Source organism: Candidatus Mycobacterium wuenschmannii, assembly GCF_030252325.1.
In the GTDB taxonomy this organism is placed as follows: Bacteria; Actinomycetota; Actinomycetes; order Mycobacteriales; family Mycobacteriaceae; genus Mycobacterium; species Mycobacterium wuenschmannii.
Genome location: NZ_CP126981.1, coordinates 296,085 through 312,294, shown reverse-complemented (window position 1 = coordinate 312,294; position 16,210 = coordinate 296,085). Strand labels below are relative to the sequence as shown.

The 16,210-nt window shown below is 67.3% G+C and carries 15 protein-coding genes and 1 pseudogene; 6 read left to right on the top strand and 10 right to left on the bottom strand.

The window, feature by feature from the left end; genetic code table 11:
• The first annotated feature begins 6 nt into the window (after positions 1-6).
• A complete protein-coding gene (locus PT015_RS01600) occupies positions 7-852 on the top strand; it encodes an aldo/keto reductase (RefSeq protein WP_285188323.1) in 846 nt (281 codons plus the stop codon).
• An 83-nt stretch (positions 853-935) separates the two neighbouring features.
• Here the strand turns inward: PT015_RS01600 and PT015_RS01595 are convergent, their stop codons facing one another.
• Genes PT015_RS01595 through PT015_RS01585 form a run of 3 tightly spaced genes read right to left on the bottom strand, consistent with a single transcriptional unit; the run spans position 936 to position 5,529 of the window.
• The gene (locus PT015_RS01595; protein ID WP_285190871.1) at positions 936-1,652 is read right to left on the bottom strand and encodes an HNH endonuclease family protein; all 717 of its coding nucleotides are present in this window, start codon (positions 1,650-1,652) and stop codon (positions 936-938) included.
• A gap of 11 nt (positions 1,653-1,663) precedes the next feature.
• Complete coding sequence (recG, locus tag PT015_RS01590) at positions 1,664-3,877, bottom strand: ATP-dependent DNA helicase RecG (protein WP_285188322.1); 2,214 nt, start codon at positions 3,875-3,877, stop codon at positions 1,664-1,666.
• 2 nt (positions 3,878-3,879) lie between these two features.
• Complete coding sequence (locus tag PT015_RS01585) at positions 3,880-5,529, bottom strand: DAK2 domain-containing protein (RefSeq protein ID WP_390887981.1); 1,650 nt, start codon at positions 5,527-5,529, stop codon at positions 3,880-3,882.
• A gap of 203 nt (positions 5,530-5,732) precedes the next feature.
• Here PT015_RS01585 and rpmB point away from each other — a divergent pair, with 203 nt between their 5' ends.
• Positions 5,733-5,927, top strand: a complete 195-nt coding sequence (rpmB, locus tag PT015_RS01580) for a 50S ribosomal protein L28 (protein ID WP_285188320.1) — start codon at positions 5,733-5,735, stop codon at positions 5,925-5,927.
• 6 nt (positions 5,928-5,933) lie between these two features.
• Here rpmB and PT015_RS01575 read toward each other — a convergent pair whose 3' ends face one another.
• Genes PT015_RS01575 through PT015_RS01565 form a run of 3 tightly spaced genes read right to left on the bottom strand, consistent with a single transcriptional unit; the run spans position 5,934 to position 7,844 of the window.
• A complete protein-coding gene (locus PT015_RS01575; RefSeq protein WP_285188319.1) occupies positions 5,934-6,617 on the bottom strand; it encodes a uracil-DNA glycosylase in 684 nt (227 codons plus the stop codon).
• Positions 6,614-6,904, bottom strand: a complete 291-nt coding sequence (locus tag PT015_RS01570) for a DUF1330 domain-containing protein (RefSeq protein ID WP_285188317.1) — start codon at positions 6,902-6,904, stop codon at positions 6,614-6,616. The genes PT015_RS01575 and PT015_RS01570 overlap by 4 nt, the downstream gene beginning before the upstream one ends.
• 19 nt (positions 6,905-6,923) lie before the next feature.
• Positions 6,924-7,844, bottom strand: a complete 921-nt coding sequence (locus PT015_RS01565) for a thiamine-phosphate kinase (protein ID WP_285188315.1) — start codon at positions 7,842-7,844, stop codon at positions 6,924-6,926.
• Between the two features lie 60 nt (positions 7,845-7,904).
• On the opposite strand from PT015_RS01565, the gene PT015_RS01560 reads away from it, so the two are divergent.
• Positions 7,905-8,429, top strand: coding sequence for a DUF3515 domain-containing protein (locus PT015_RS01560; protein ID WP_285188313.1), 525 nt, complete (start codon positions 7,905-7,907; stop codon positions 8,427-8,429).
• A gap of 7 nt (positions 8,430-8,436) precedes the next feature.
• On the opposite strand, the gene PT015_RS01555 is transcribed toward PT015_RS01560, so the two are convergent.
• Together PT015_RS01555 and PT015_RS01550 are read right to left on the bottom strand one after the other, a co-directional pair.
• A complete protein-coding gene (locus PT015_RS01555; RefSeq protein ID WP_285188311.1) occupies positions 8,437-9,570 on the bottom strand; it encodes a D-alanine--D-alanine ligase family protein in 1,134 nt (377 codons plus the stop codon).
• Between the two features lie 44 nt (positions 9,571-9,614).
• Complete coding sequence (locus tag PT015_RS01550; RefSeq protein WP_285188310.1) at positions 9,615-10,616, bottom strand: NAD(P)H-dependent glycerol-3-phosphate dehydrogenase; 1,002 nt, start codon at positions 10,614-10,616, stop codon at positions 9,615-9,617.
• Positions 10,617-10,775: 159 nt separating this feature from the next.
• Here PT015_RS01550 and cofC point away from each other — a divergent pair, with 159 nt between their 5' ends.
• From cofC to PT015_RS01535, 3 genes and pseudogenes are all read left to right on the top strand, one after another.
• Complete coding sequence (gene cofC, locus PT015_RS01545) at positions 10,776-11,441, top strand: 2-phospho-L-lactate guanylyltransferase (RefSeq protein WP_285188309.1); 666 nt, start codon at positions 10,776-10,778, stop codon at positions 11,439-11,441.
• A gap of 65 nt (positions 11,442-11,506) precedes the next feature.
• Positions 11,507-13,706, top strand: a pseudogene (locus PT015_RS01540) (RNA degradosome polyphosphate kinase).
• A 67-nt stretch (positions 13,707-13,773) separates the two neighbouring features.
• Positions 13,774-14,706: an 8-oxo-(d)GTP phosphatase MutT1 gene (locus tag PT015_RS01535; RefSeq protein WP_285188307.1), complete on the top strand. Its 933-nt coding sequence runs from the start codon at positions 13,774-13,776 to the stop codon at positions 14,704-14,706.
• 71 nt (positions 14,707-14,777) lie between these two features.
• Here the strand turns inward: PT015_RS01535 and PT015_RS01530 are convergent, their stop codons facing one another.
• A complete protein-coding gene (locus PT015_RS01530; protein ID WP_285188306.1) occupies positions 14,778-15,398 on the bottom strand; it encodes an HU family DNA-binding protein in 621 nt (206 codons plus the stop codon).
• A gap of 199 nt (positions 15,399-15,597) precedes the next feature.
• Positions 15,598-16,194: a 3-isopropylmalate dehydratase small subunit gene (gene leuD / locus PT015_RS01525; RefSeq protein WP_285188305.1), complete on the bottom strand. Its 597-nt coding sequence runs from the start codon at positions 16,192-16,194 to the stop codon at positions 15,598-15,600.
• Positions 16,195-16,210 lie beyond the last annotated feature (16 nt).

Sequence of the window (16,210 nt, the reverse complement as noted above, 5' to 3'; positions counted from 1 at the left end):
TGAACGATGTCGGGCGGCTCTGAGTCTGCAGTCCCCTCCATTGCGCTCAACGACGAGAACACGATGCCGGTCCTCGGCCTCGGTGTCGCGGAGCTGTCCGATGCGGATACCGAGCGCGCGGTCTCGACGGCGCTCGAGATCGGCTACCGGTTGATCGACACCGCCGCGGTGTACGGCAACGAGGAGGCCGTCGGCCGCGCCATCGCCGCGTCCGGCATCCCCCGCGCGGAATTGTTCGTCACCACCAAGGTCGCCAACGCCGACCAGGGCTTCAACACCGCCCAGGACGCCGTCAAGGTCAGCCTGGACAAGTTGGGGCTGGAGTATGTCGACCTGTTCCTCGTGCACTGGCCGATGGCCTCACTGGGTAAGTACGTCGACACGTTCGGCGGATTGATCCAGGCTCGAGGCGACGGCCATACGAAGTCGATCGGCGTCTGCAACTTCACCGAGGAACACCTCGAGACGGTCATCGACCTGACCTACTTCACCCCCGCGGTCAACCAGATCGAGCTGCACCCGCTGCTGAACCAGGCCGAGCTGCGGGCGGAGAACGCGAAGCACAACGTCGTCACCGAGGCCTACAGCCCGCTGGCGATCGGCGGACTGCTGGACAACGCCACCGTGACCTCGATCGCGGGCGAATACGACCGCACCCCCGCGCAGGTGCTGATTCGGTGGAGCATTCAGCTGGGCAACGTCGTGATTCCGCGGTCCGGCAACCCCGAGCGCATCGCCGGCAACTTCAACGTCTTCGACTTCGAGCTGACCGCCGCCCACATGGACGCGCTCAACGGACTCGACGACGGAACCCGCGTGCGGCCGGATCCGCTGACCTACACCGGCGTCTAGCTGTACGGTCTGCCTCCCCAGAGTCTGCGATCCACGACGGCGTATCGGCGTGTCGCGTCGCGGGATTCACACTGGATGACGATTCAGGGCGCGACGGGGCAGGTCTGCGCCGCTCCGCGTAAGACCACGGCCGACGGGGCGTCGATCGGCAAACCGTAACCCCGGGACACCGCGATGAACTGCATCGCGTACTGGCAGTGGAACGCGGCGTTCGGTGGCATCCACAGCGCGGGCTGGGAGTCGCTCTTGTCCTGGTTCGCCTGGCCTTGCACCGCAAGCAGATTCGCCGGATCATTGGCGAACCGGATCCGCTGAGCAGCCGGCCAGTCGTAGGCACCCATGTCCCAGGCCAGCGCCAACGGGACGATGTGGTCGATCTGCACCGCCTCGCCTACCTTGGGGCCGCGGTGAAAGTTGATGGTGGCGTTGGTATATGGGTCGTGCAGGGTGCCGGTCTCGACGGCGTCGGGGCAGCGCTTGGTCCACACCGAAGTCTTGTCGACCAGGTCGCGGTTGAGGATGTCGTCGCGGGTGTCGCAGCCGTTGTGCCCGCCCGGTGCGTCGTTGTCGTCGGTCCAGGCGTCGCCGAAGGCCGCCCGGCGGTAGTCGTAGTGCCGAGTTCGCCACGGCACCACGGCGATTCCGCCCAGCACGTCAACCCCGGGTTGGACGGTCGGGACATCGGCGCGGGCCGCGAATTCCCGGGCCCGGTCCCCCGCCGTCGTGACCACCACCTGATAGGCGACCAGGACCGTCAGGATCGCGAGTGCCGACAACCACAGCCACGCTCTGCGGGTCATCTGCGGTGCGGTCACGACTTGTCCAGGAAGTCGATGCGCTCACTGCCGGTGAACGGCGCGGCCAGCAGCGCCAGCCCGGCATGGGCAGCCGGGTCGTCGTAGGCCCGTTCGCAGAACTCCCGGGCCGCCTCGATGATCTCGCGATGATCGATCAGCGAGAGCAGCCGAAGCGAGATCGCGCGGCCGGACTGGCTGCGGCCCAACACATCTCCCTCGCGGCGTTCCCTGAGGTCAAGGTCGGCGAGTTCGAACCCGTCGAGCGTCCCGGCAACCGCGCTCAGCCGTCGGCCAGCCCGCGACAGTGATGGCATCCAGCTGGCCAGCAGGCAGATGCTGGCGTGTTGGCCCCGGCCGATGCGACCGCGCAACTGATGCAGCTGACTGATTCCGAAGCGGTCGGCATCCATCACCAGCATCACCGTGGCGTTGGGAACGTCAACGCCGACCTCGATCACCGTGGTGCACACCAGCACGTCGATCTCACGTGCGCGGAACGCGGTCATCACGGCGTCCTTCTCATCGCCGCTCAACCGACCGTGCATGAGCCCGAGTCGCAGACCGGCCAACTGATCGTTGCCCAGCCGGGCGTAGAGCTCTTCGACTGTGGCCGAAGGCCGTTGGCTTGTCTCGGATTGGCCGGTGCTGTCCGAGTCGTCGATACGCGGCGCCACCACGTAGGCCTGCCGGCCCTCGCGCACTTCTTCGATGATGCGGCGCCAGGCACGGTCCAGCCACGCGGGTTTTTCCTCGACGAAGATCGCGGTGGTGGTGATCGGCTGCCTACCACGCGGAAGCTCGCGCAGCGTCGAGGTTTCCAGGTCACCGAACACGGTCAGGGCCACCGTTCGGGGGATCGGCGTCGCGGTCATCACCAGCAGATGTGGGGTGATGCCGGCAGTCGCCTTGGCCCGCAACTGATCTCGCTGCTCCACACCGAAGCGATGCTGCTCGTCGACCACCACCATGCCCAGGTTGTGAAACTCGACGGTGTCCTGCAGCAGCGCGTGCGTGCCGACGACGATCCCGACCTCGCCGCCCGCGATCTCGGCGCGTACCTGCTTCTTCTGGCCTGCCGACATCGACCCGGTCAACAGCGCCAGCCTGGTCGCGCCCTCCTCGCCGCCGAGCTGGCCACCCATCGCCAACGAGCCGAGCACGTCACTGATTGACCGGAGATGCTGCGCGGCAAGCACTTCAGTGGGCGCCAGTAGCGCGCACTGATAGCCGGCGTCGACCATTTGCAGCATCGCCAGCACCGAGACGATGGTCTTGCCGGAACCCACTTCACCCTGCAGCAACCGGTTCATCGGCCGGTTTGCCGCGAGTTCCGCGGACAGGACGTCGAGCACCTCACGTTGTCCCGCCGTCAGGTCGAACGGCAAGCGGTGCAGCAGTTGATGTGTGAGACCGTCCGGCTTCGGCGGCGCCACCGGACCGGATTGGGCCAGTTCGCCGTACCGCCGGCTCACCAGCGCCCACTGCAGACCCACCGCCTCGTCGAAGGCCAGGCGCTCCTTGGCCCGTCGCCGGTCGGCGTCGTTCTCGGCCAGGTGGATCGCCCGCAGCGCCTCGTCTTCGGAGACTAAATTATATGCGGCACATAGCTTTTCAGGTAGCGGATCGGTGATCGGCTCGAGCACCTCGAGCACCTGCCGGACGCAGTTGAAGATGTCCCAGCTCTGCAGCTTCGCGCTGGCGGGGTAGATCGGGTAGAAGGTCCGCTCGAACGCCTCCTGCAGGACCTCACCGCTGACCGCCTGCGAGGCTTCGGCGATCTTGGTCAATGAACGGCTACCACGGGCGCGCCCGTCCAGCACCATGAAGTCGGGATGAGTCAATTGCATAGCACCGCGGAAGTAGCCGACCTCCCCGGACAGCATCACGCGGGTGCCCTTGGACAGCTGGTCGGTGATCCACTTCTTCGGATGGAAGAACGTCGCAGTGACCTTGCCGCGGCCCGAGCCGACGGTCACGCGAAACAGCTTGTCCCTGGGCCGGTTTCGGATCGGTAGCAGCGCCGTGTCGGTGATCTCGTCGACCAGCGTGACGTGCTGACCCTCCGGCGGTTTTTCCTCGTCGGCGCCGCGCACAGTGCTGCCCTCGACATAGCTGCGCGGGTAGTGCCGCAGCAGGTCGTCGACGGTCTGGATGCCGAAGACTTCCTCCAGCGGGCCCGCGGCCTTGGCGCCGACGACGAAATCCAGGCGGTCGCTGAGCGACACCATGGCTACTCGACCCCGATCAGCAGCGCGTCGCCGCGATGACCGGTGCGATAGATCGCCAGCTCGGTGCCCAAGTGGCGGTCGTGCACGTGCGCCTGCAGCGCCGACTCGACGGAGTCCGCGTCGATGCCACCGCCGATGAGCACGGTGATCAACTCCCCGCCGGCGCCGAGCAGCAGATCGATCAGGCCGGTGGCGGCAGAAGGCACATCGGGCGCCACGATCAACACCTCGTCGCCGGCGATGCCCAGCCCGTTGCCCGGCTCGCACGTGCCCGCCCAGGTGAGCGCCGTCTCGGTGGCGAGGCGCACCGCCCCGTGCCGGGCGCTGCCCGCGGCCCGCGCCATCGTGTAGCCGTCGTCGACCGCCTGCCGGCCCGGTTCGTGCACCGCGAGCGCGGCCAGGCCCTGGACCATCGAGCCGGTGGGCAGCGGCACCACGTCGATGCCCCAGCCGATCGCCGCCGTGCAACCGGCCACCAGCTCCTCCGCCGGCACGTAGCCGTTGGGTAACACCATCACCTGCGCGGCGCCGGTGTCGACGACGGCGCGCAGCAACTGCTGCGCGGTGAGCACGGTCGTCGGGTCTTCCGCGAGCGCGTCGGGCCGCAGCACGCAGGCGCCCTCGTCGCCGAATAATTCGGCCGCGCCGTCACCGTCGATGACGGCGAGGACGGCCCGCTCCCGCGTCCAGCTGCCCGGCGGCAGCCCGCTGGTGCCACTGGTCAGGTACGAGATCTGGATGCGACGGGGATTGCCGAACACCAGGCCCGCCTCGATGGCGGCCCCCGCGTCGTCGGTGTGGACGTGCACGGAGTAGCCGCCGACGACGCCCGACGTCGCGATGGCCACCGATTCCCCGAGCTCGTCGAGCCGTTCGCGCAGCTGGTTGGCGCCGTCGTCGTCGCAGCCGCCCAACAGGTACATCACCTCGAACTGCGGCGACGGCGGTTTGGCTTCGAGCTCGGGCGCCGGCCGTCGCGGAGCCGGCTCGTAGACCTTCCGGCTGGGCGCCTGCCCGGTGACCGTCGAGCGCAGCGCGTCGAGCAGAACCAGCAGCCCGCGGCCGCCGGCGTCCACTACGCCGGCCTCGCCCAGGACGTCGAGCTGCTCGGGTGTCTTCTCCAGCGCGACCACCGCGGCCTCGCCGGCGGCGGTGACCGCCCGCGACAGCCCGTCACCCGCGGCCTTCTCGACCGCCTCACCGGCGGCTTTGAGCACCGAGACGATCGTGCCCTCGACCTCGCGACCTCCCATCGAGGCGACGACCAATTCGGCCCCGCGGTGCAGTGCCGTGGCGAGCAGATGGGCGTCGACGTCGTGCAGGTCGGAGTCGGCGGACGCGTGCGCGGTGACGTCAGCGATGCCGCGCAGGATCTGGGACAGGATCACCCCGGAGTTGCCGCGGGCGCCGTTCAACGCGCCGGATGAGAGCGCGGCCGCGGTCGTGACGACGTCGGCGGAGCCGGCCTCGGTGTTGGCCTCGGCCAGCGCCGAGCGCATCGTGAACAGCATGTTCACCCCGGTATCGGAGTCGGCGACCGGGAACACGTTGAGGCGGTTGATCTCGTCGATGTGGGTGATCAGGTCACCGACCGCCGTATGGGCCCAGTCACGCAGCGCGGCCGCATCCAGCGTGCGACCCGGCTCAGCCAGCTCCGAACCCACCTCGAAACCACCTCCTCGCGCCGCCACTCGGTGCGCGTCAGCCTATCCACTCGCGACGACAACACAGGTCACGTGCCCACACGCAGATTCTTGACCGTTTTGGCAGTTCCGCCCGGCGGCAGCTATCCTTTCAAGGTTGTCGGGCCACCCGTCGCCTGGTTGTTGGCCCCAGAGTCTGAGGAGTTTCACGTATGGCTGCCGTCTGCGATATCTGCGGGAAGGCCCCCGGCTTCGGTAAGTCGGTGTCGCACTCTCATCGCCGGACCAGCCGCCGGTGGGACCCGAACATCCAGAGCGTGCGCATCGCCGACCGTCCCGGAGGCAACAAGCATCGCGTCAACGTCTGCACTTCGTGCATCAAAGCCGGCAAGGTCGTCCGCGGCTGAATCGCCTCAGGGCAGCTGCCAGTCGATCGGTTCCGCGCCCAGCTGGGCGAGTAGTTCATTGGCGCGGCTGAACGGCCGCGATCCGAAGAATCCGCGCGACGCCGAGAGCGGCGACGGATGCGGCGATTCGATCGACAGGCAGTCACTACCCGCCAGCATCGACGTGAGAGTCGACGCGTCGCGGCCCCACAGGATCGCGACCATCGGCTGACGGCGTTCCACCAGCGCGCGAATCGCGCACTCGGTGACCGCTTCCCAGCCCTTGCCACGATGCGATGCCGAGTTGCCCGGCTGGACGGTGAGAACTCGGTTGAGCATCAGCACGCCGCGCTGGGCCCAGGTGGTGAGATCCCCGTTGGATGGGGCCGGAAAGCCCAAGTCGCTGGAGTACTCGCGAAAGATGTTCTCCAGACTGCGCGGTAGCGGGCGCACGTCGGGAGCAACGGAGAAGCTCAGTCCAACGGCGTGCCCGGGCGTGGGATAGGGATCTTGGCCGACAATCAGCACCCGCACCTTGTCGAATGGAAAGGTGAAGGCGCGCAACACATTCTCGCCGGCGGGCAGGTATCCCCGACCCGCAGCGATTTCCTCGCGGAGGAACTGTCCCATCGTCGCGACCTGCTCCTCGACCGGCTGCAGCGCGGTGGCCCAGCCGTCGTCGATCAGTTCGCGTAGCGGCTTGGCGGTCATGCCAGCCCCCTCACCAACAGCACCACCGAGTCCGCTCCCGCCTCGCGATCCTTCGAAATCTTTTGATAGTCAGCTGATTCCGACCATGACCGAAATTCCGCCTCGTCGGGAAACGACATCAGCACCACCTTCTCCCGGTCCCAGCGACCTTCGACTACCTGGGGCTGTTCATCGGCGGCCAGCAGTGTGCCGCTGTATCGACTGAACACTTTTAGGAATCGCCCCTGATACCGGTCGTAGGCCGCCCGGTCGGTGAAGCGCAACTGGGCGATCGCGTAGACGGTCACCCGGTCACCCTACTGATACCTAGAACGACTGCCATCCCGCGTACCCGCGCCACGGTGCACCGTCGACGAGTACCGCGGCGGGGCCGTCGAGCACCCGCCCGATCACGCGCCAGCCGCCGGGCACGGGCCCGGGGAACGCGGCTACCAGGGCATGGTCTTCGCCACCGCCGAACACCCAGTCCCACGGGTCGACTCCGAGGTCCGCCGCCGCCTGCGCCAACACTTCCCGGTCGGCGCTGAGCGCCTCGGTGCTCAGGTCGATGACGACCCCGGACGCGTCGGCGACGTGCTGCAGATCGCCGACCAGGCCGTCCGAGATGTCGATCATCGCGTGCGCTCCCGCCTCGGCGGCCGCGCGGCCCTGGCCGTACGGCGGCTGTGGCACCAGGTGGCGTCGACGTAACTCATCGAAGCGTTCGATCTTCCTGTCCCACAACATGAATCCGGCAGCCGACTGGCCGAGCCAGCCGGCGATCGCCAGCTGCGAGCCGGGCCTCGCACCGGACCGCAACACCGGGGCGCGGCCCTCGAGATCGCCGAGCACGGTCACCGACACCACCCACTGCGGGCTGGCCACCAAGTCGCCGCCGACGATGACCGCGCCGACCCGGCCGGCTTCCTCCCACATTCCGTCGGCCAGCGTATTGACTTGCGCTGCAGTAGTTTCCGCCGGCGCGCCGAATCCTACGACGAAGGCGGAAACGCGCGCCCCCATCGCCTCGATGTCGGCGGCATTCTGCGCCACCGCTTTACGGCCGACGTCGTACGGCGTCGACCAGTCCAGCCGAAAGTGCCGGCCCTCCACCAGCATGTCGGTGGACACCACTACGCGACCGTCACCGGCCAACACCACCGCGCCGTCGTCGCCGGGGCCAACGACCACATCGGCCGATCCCGGTCGACCCCGGGTCAGCCGCTCGATCACTCCGAATTCGCCCATCTGAGCGAGGGTGCGATCCGACTCGTCCCTGTGCACAGCATCAACGGTAGGTTTCTAGCCATGGCCGAGTCCGACGGCCCCCCGCGGGCCGCACTGATCGCCGCATTGGCGGTGGCGGTCGGCGCCATCGGTGTCATTCTGGCGATCGCCGCGACCCGCCACCACACCGCCGGCCCGGCCGTCGTCGCGGCCGTGCCCGCGCCGCAGGCACACGATCCTGCCTGCCGCCGGCTGACTGACGCGCTGCCCCAACGCCTTGGCGACTACACCCGGGCTCAGCTGGCGCAACCGGCCCCGGACGGGGCGGCGGCTTGGCAGCCGTCGAGTTCCGGGGATGCCGTGGTGCTGCGGTGCGGCCTCGAGCGCCCAGCCGATTTCGTCATCGGGTCCCCGCTCCAGGTCGTCGACAACGTGCAATGGTTCGAGGTGCGCCAGGACCAACGATCGACCTGGTACACCGTGGATCGGGCGGTCTACGTGGCGCTGACGCTGCCACCGAATTCCGGGCCGACGCCGATCCAGCAGCTGTCCGAGTTGATCGACCGCGTCGTGCCGGCCCGGCCCGTCGACCCGGCGCGGGGCTGATCGGCGGTCAGACCAGACCGGTCCCACGCGACAACGCGGTGTCGACCATGGTCGCCAACAGGGTCTGATAGTCGACGCCGCTGGCCGCCCACATCCGCGGATACATCGAGATCGTGGTGAACCCGGGCATGGTGTTGACCTCGTTGATGATCGGCCCGTCCTCGGTGAGGAAGAAGTCGACCCGCGCCAGACCGCGGCCGTCGATGGCCGTGAACGCGCGAATTGCCAACGCTCGCACCGCATCGCTGACGTCATCGTCGACCTTGGCGGGCACGTCGAGTTCGGCGGCATCGTCGAGGTATTTGGTGGCGAAGTCGTAGAACGAATCCTCGCGACCACGGACCCCGGCCACCCGGATCTCCCCCAAAGTACTGGCTTGCACAGTGCCGTCGGGAAATTCGAGCACACCGCATTCCAGTTCGCGGCCCACGATCGCGGACTCGACGATCACCTTCGAATCATGCTTGCGGGCGTAGGCGATCGCGTCGGGCAGTTCGTGCCGGCTGGTGATCCGACTGACCCCGATCGACGAGCCACCGCGAGCGGGCTTGACGAAGGCCGGAAGACCAAGCCGGTCAAGCTGTTCGGCGTCCAGCGTCGACTCCGAAGGCCGCAGCACCGCGTAGTCACCGATCGGCAGGCCCTCGGCCGTCAGCAGCTTCTTGGTGAACTCCTTGTCCATTCCGGCCGCGCTCGCCAGCACCCCGGCACCGACGTACGGCACCCCGGCGAGTTCGAGCAGACCCTGGATCGTGCCGTCTTCGCCGTACGGACCGTGCAGCACCGGGAACACCACATCGACCGACGTCAGCACCTCGCCCCCGCCGGGCGACAGCGACACCAGTTGACCGGCGCGGCGCGGGTCGGCAGTCAACGCCAACTCGGTGCCCGACGCCGAGGTCACCCCGGGTAACCGCCGGTCGGTGATGGCCAGCGCCGCGGGGTCGCCGTCAGTGAGCACCCAGGAGCCCTCCGGGGTGATGCCGACCGCGACGACCTCGAACCGCTCCGGGTCGAGGTTGCGCAGGATGCTGCCCGCCGAGACGCAGGAAATGGCGTGCTCGCTACTGCGCCCGCCGAACACGACGGCAACCCGGACACGGTCCCGATCGGGCGCGTGGGAGGACGGGCGGGCGTTCACAACCAGAGAGGCTACCGGCTGGCGCAGCGGCGCTGGTTACGAGCTCATTCCGGCTTGGTGCTGCGCCCCAGCAACGCGATCACGGCCTGATCGACCGAGAGTCCTTTGTGGCAAACCCGGTGGACGGCGTCGGTCAGGGGCATCTCGACGTCATAACTGGAGGCCAGCGCCAGCACCGACTGACATGAGGTGACGCCCTCGACGACGTGTCCGCCGCGTGCCTGCAGAGCGGCCTCCATGGTCTCGCCGCGGCCCAGGCTCTCGCCGAAACTGCGGTTGCGCGATCTGGGTGAGGTGCAGGTCGCGACCAGATCTCCGACGCCGGCCAGCCCGGCCAGCGTGGTGCCCTTGGCCCCCACGGCGATGCCGAAGCGCATGATCTCCGCCAGACCCCGGGTGATGATCGCCGCCGCGGTGTTCTCCCCCAACCCCACCCCGGACGCCATGCCGCAGGCCAGCGCGATCACGTTCTTGCAGGCGCCGCCGATCTCGGTGCCGATGACGTCGGCATTCGTGTACGGCCGGAAGTAGGCGGTGTTCAGCATGCGCTGCAGTGCGACGGCCCGACCGGAGTCGGGGCAGGCGATCACGGTGGCCGCGGGTTGTTCGTCGGCGATCTCGTTGGCCAGGTTCGGTCCGGAGATCACCGCGACCTGCGACGAGTCGACCCCGGTCGCAGCGACGATCACCTGGCTCATCCGCATCAGCGTGCCGAGTTCGATGCCCTTCGCGGCGCTGACCAGTGTCGCGCCGGGGGCCATCAGGCCGGCCCATTGCTCGAGGTTGGTTCGCATGGTCTGAGCAGGGACCGCCAGTAGAACCGTCGTGGCTCCGCTCAACGCCTCGGCTGGATCCGCGGTAGCCCGAATGCCGTCGGGCAAGGCCACATCGGCCGTGTAGTCGGGGTTGCGACGGGTGGAGTTGATCTGCTCGGCGACATCGGATCGCCGCGCCCACAACGAGACGTCACCGCCGGCGTCGGCGAGCAGTTTGGCCAGCGCCGTGCCCCACGCGCCGGACCCCATTACCGCTGTCGTCGTGGGCATGTGTCGGCTAGGTCCCGTCTGGTCAGTGTGCTCTAACTCCCGGCGCTTCACCGTAGCCCAGCGACGATGCAGGCCGTCCCGGCCTGAGGAGGAGCTGGGCCATCAAACCAGCCCAGCGACGATGCAGGCCGTCCCGAGCCGCGCTGGCAGGATGGTCGGGTGACCCGAAGCCGAGCCGACGCCGAGGGCGATGTCGGGGTGATCGTCGCTGTCAAGCGGCTCACCGCCGCCAAGACCCGCCTCGCGCCGCTGTTCTCGGCGCAGGAGCGGGAGAACATCGTGTTGGGAATGCTGATCGACACCCTCAGCGCTGCGGCCCGGGTGGGCGCCGTCGGTCTCATCACGGTGGTCACGCCCGACGACGTCGCGGCCGCCGCGGCGATCGAACTCGGGGCCGAGGTGCTCGCCGATCCGACGCCGGTCGGCCACCCGAATCCGCTGAACAACGCGATCGCCGCCGCCGAACGCGTGGTCTCCGCCTCGATGTCGAATATCGTTGTCCTGCAAGGAGACTTGCCCGCGCTGCAGACCCGGGAACTCAGCGAGGCTATCGCTGACGCCCGGCGGTATCGGCGCAGTTTCGTCGCCGACCGGCTCGGCACCGGCACCGCCGCGCTCTGCGCCTTCGGGGCCGCACTCGAGCCACGATTGGGCCTCAATTCCGCTGCCCTGCACCGCGATTCAGGGGCGGTCGAACTGACCGGCGGCTGGCCGGGACTGCGCTGCGACATCGACACCCCCGACGACCTGGCGATCGCCCGCGCGTTGGGAGTGGGTACGGCCACCGAGAAGGCGATCGAAGGGCTCGAATCCCAAGCGGGGTAACGACGGGTGAACGGGGCTACAACGGCAAATGTCCCACCGCCGGTCGGTAGCAGCACCCGCCACCGATGGGGAATGATCGCAAGGGTGACTGACATCAAAGCCCCGGACACCGCCGCCTCCGCCGAAGCTCCGGAGCGGCCGGCCGTCGACACCGCGCCGGGTGCGCCGCCTGCCACCACCGCCACCGCGGTCGAGAACCCTCTTCCGGAAGACCGCTACATCAACCGCGAGCTGAGCTGGCTGGACTTCAACGCCCGCGTCCTCGCGCTCGCCGAAGACACGTCGCTGCCGCTGCTTGAGCGCGCGAAGTTTCTCGCGATCTTCGCCTCCAACCTTGACGAGTTCTACATGGTCCGCGTCGCCGGCCTCAAACGGCGCGACGAGATGGGCCTGTCGGTGCGTTCCGCGGACGGGCTGACTCCGCGCGAGCAACTGCGTCGCATCGGTGAACAGACCCAGAAGATCGCGACCCGGCACGCCGAGGTGTTCCTCAACTCGGTCGAGCCCGGTCTCGCCGAAGAGGGCATCCGCATCGTCACGTGGGCCGATCTCGACAGGGCCGAGCGCGACCGGCTCTCGACGTACTTCACCGAGCAGGTCTTCCCGGTGCTGACCCCGTTGGCGGTCGACCCCGCCCACCCGTTCCCGTTCGTCAGCGGCCTGAGCCTGAATCTCGCCGTCACCGTCAAGCAACCCGACGACGGCGGCCAGCACTTCGCGCGGGTCAAGGTGCCCGACAACGTCGATCGCTTCGTCGAACTCGACGACCGGCCGGGTGTCAACGAGGTGGGCGGCAAGAAGGAAGTCCGCTTCCTGCCGATGGAGGAGCTGATCGCGGCGTTCCTGACCGCGCTGTTCCCGGGCATGGAAATCGTTGAGCACCACGCCTTCCGGATCACCCGCAACGCCGACTTCGAGGTCGACGAAGACCGCGACGAGGATCTGCTGCAGGCGTTGGAGCGCGAGCTCGCGCGCCGCCGATTCGGTTCGCCGGTGCGCCTCGAGGTGGCCGACGACATGACCGAACACATGCTGGAGCTGCTGCTTCGCGAGCTCGACGTGCATCCCGGCGACGTCATCCAAGTGCCTGGGCTGCTTGACCTCTCGTCGCTCTGGCAGATCTACGGCGTCGACCGTCCGACGCTGAAGGATCCGGCGTTCGTCCCGGCGACCAGCCCCGCCTTCGTAGATCGCGAGACGCCCAAGAGCATCTTCGCGACGCTGCGCGAGGGTGACGTGCTGGTGCACCACCCCTACGACTCGTTCTCGACGAGCACGCAGCGCTTCATCGAACTGGCCGCAGCCGACCCCAACGTGCTCGCGATCAAGCAGACGCTCTACCGCACCTCTGGAGACTCGCCGATCGTGCGAGCGCTGATCGAAGCAGCCGCTGCCGGAAAGCAAGTCGTGGCGCTGGTGGAAATCAAGGCCCGATTCGACGAGCAGGCCAACATCAAGTGGGCGCGCGCGCTGGAGCAGGCGGGCGTGCACGTCGCCTACGGCCTGGTGGGATTGAAGACGCACTGCAAGACCTGCCTGGTCGTGCGGCGCGAGGGCTCGACGATCCGGCGCTACTGCCACATCGGGACCGGCAACTACAACAGCAAGACGGCGCGGTTGTACGAGGACGTCGGCCTGCTGACCGCCGACCCCGACATCGGCGCCGACCTGACCGACCTGTTCAACACATTGACGGGCTACTCGCGCAAGGTGTCCTACCGGAACCTTCTGGTTGCGCCGCACGGGATTCGTCTCGGAATCATCGATCGCGTCAACCAGGAGATCGCCGCGCACAAGGAAACCGGCAAGGGGCACATCCGGCTGAAGATGAACTCTCTGGTCGACGAGCAGGTCATCGATGCGCTCTACCGTGCGTCGCAGGCCGGTGTGCGTGTCGAGGTGGTGGTGCGCGGGATCTGCGCGCTGCGCCCGGGCGTGGCGGGCTTCTCCGAGAACATCACCGTGCGTTCCATCCTCGGCCAGTACCTCGAACACTCGCGCATTTTCAATTTCCGCGCCATCAACGAGGTCTGGATCGGCAGCGCAGACATGATGCACCGCAACCTCGATCGCCGCGTCGAGGTTCTGGTTCAGGTCAAGGATCCGCGCCTGACCACTCAACTCAACGACATTCTGGACTCGGCGCTCGACCCCGCGACGCGCTGCTGGGAATTGGGCTCCGAGGGCCAGTGGAAAGCGTCGCCGCAGGCCGGCCACTCGGTCCGCGACCACCAGGTGTCGCTGATGGACAAGCACCGCAGCTAGCCGACGGCAGACCTCGAGCTTCTGGCCATAGGCCCCGTTGGGCCCCAATTGACTTGCAGGAGTGTAGGTGTCGACACAAACCTCGTCAGGGCGCTCGACGAGCAAGATCGTCCTAGCCGCCGGCGGCGTGCTGTGGCGACCGGGGCACCGCGAATCCGCCGCCGAGGTCGCGGTGATCCACCGTCCGCGATACGACGACTGGTCGCTGCCCAAGGGCAAAGTCGACCCCGGCGAGACCGAACCGGTGACGGCCGTACGCGAGGTGCTCGAGGAGACGGGGTATCTCGTCCACCTCGGCCGGCGGATCGCCACCGTGAGCTATCCGATCGAGCAGCGCACCAAGCGGGTCCAATACTGGTCGGCCCGCAGCATCGGCGGCAGCTTCGCACCCAACAACGAGGTCGACGAGCTCATCTGGTTGCCGGTCGCTGCCGCGCTCAAGAAGGTGTCGTACCCCTACGACCGAAAGATATTGCGGCGGTGGGCAAAACAACCGGCTGACACTCAATCAGTGTTGATCGTCCGGCACGGCACCGCGGGCAGCAAGTCCCGCTTCACCGGCGACGACAAGATGCGTCCACTGGACAAAAAGGGCCGGGCACAGGCCGAGGCGCTTGTCGCGCAACTGTCGACCTTCGGCCCCACCGACGTCTTCGCCGCGGATCGGGTGCGCTGCCAACAGACAGTGGAACCGCTCGCCGAAGAGCTGGGCGTCACGATCACCAACGAGCCGGCCCTGACCGAAGAGGCGTACGCCGACAACGCGAAGCGCGCGCGGCGCCGCGTGCTGCAGATCGTCGAATCGCACCGCACGCCGGTGATTTGCACTCAGGGCAAGGTCATTCCGGACCTGATCGCCTGGTGGTGCGAACGCGACGGGGTCCGCCCGGACAAGTCGCGCAACCGCAAGGGCAGCACGTGGGTGCTGTCATTGGCGGACGGCCGGCTGATCGCCGCCGATCACATCGGCAGCGCACTGGCCGCCAACATCGAGGCCTGACACGCAAATTCGCCGCGGACGGCTCGGGTGAGCCGGTTCCGCGGCGAATCTGCGTTTGGTGCGGTTAGTCCTTAGCGACGACCGCGACGAGCCGGAGCCTTTTTGGCTGCGGTCTTCTTGGCCGGAGCCCGCTTGGTCGCTGCCTTTTTGGCCGGAGCCTTCTTGGCCGCGGTGGTCCGCTTGGTCGCTGCCTTTTTGGCCGGAGCCTTCTTGGCCGCGGTGGTCCGCTTGGTCGCTGCCTTCTTGGCCGGAGCCTTCTTCACGACCTTCTTCGCGGCCGCCTTTTTGGCCGGAGCCTTCTTCACGACCTTCTTCGCGGCCGCCTTCTTAGCGGGGGCCTTCTTCGCCGCCTTCTTCGCTCCAGTAGCCACGACACCTCTCTTCACTGCAGGTCCATCTGATGGGAGTTTTTGTGCGCCAGACACAACCGCCTTGAACTGCGCGCCGGGGCGGAATGCCGGCACCGAGGTCGGCTTGACCTTGACCGTCTCGCCGGTGCGGGGGTTACGGGCTACGCGGGCCGCACGACGGCGCTGCTCGAACACACCGAAACCGGTAATGGTGACGCTCTCACCCTTTTGAACCGCACGCACGACGGTGTCGACGAAATTCTCGACGGCCGCGGTTGCGTGACGACGGTCAGTGCCCAATTTCTCGGTGAGTGTGTCGATGAGCTCTGCCTTGTTGACCATCCATATCCTCCGAAGCTAGTGGCCCTCTCTGGACCGACTAGCAAACACGGTAAACCCTCAAGTGCCTGATTTCCAAGAGCCACGCGCAATTTCAATGGATCTCGGCGAACTTTTCAGGAATCCGCTTGCCGCCCTTGGGAGGTCGCGCAGCGGCGAAATACGCCCCTGGGGCGCCGCCATTTCGGGCTCGATCGAGCCGTCAGGCGGAGGGCAAAGTCTTTGGCTTCCAGTCCGGACGGTCCGCCTCGAAGACTTCGATCTGGTCGCGTTTGCGCAGCGTAAGGGCTATGTCGTCGAGCCCCTCCGTCAAACGCCATGCGGTGTAATCGTCAATCTTGAACGGCACCACCACCGTTCCCGCCGACACATTCCGATCTTGAAGATTCACAGTGATTTCCAGCCCGGGGCTGTTCTCGATGAGCTTCCAAAGAAGTTCCACATCATCTTGAGCAACCTCGGCCGCTAACAGACCCGACTTGCCCGCATTGCCGCGAAAAATGTCACCGAAGCGCGACGAGATCACCACCCGGAAGCCGTAGTCCATAAGCGCCCAGACCGCATGCTCGCGCGAGGAACCCGTCCCGAAATCCGGTCCGGCGACCAGTACTGAACCTCTGTCGAATGGACTGAGATTCAGAATGAATGACGGATCATTGCGCCACGCCGCGAACAATCCATCGTCGAAACCCGTTCGGGTGACTCGCTTCAAGTAGACCGCGGGAATGATCTGGTCAGTGTCGACATTGGAGCGCCGCAGCGGCACGCCGATCCCGGTGTGGGTGTGAAATGCATCCATTGGATTTCTCTCTCGA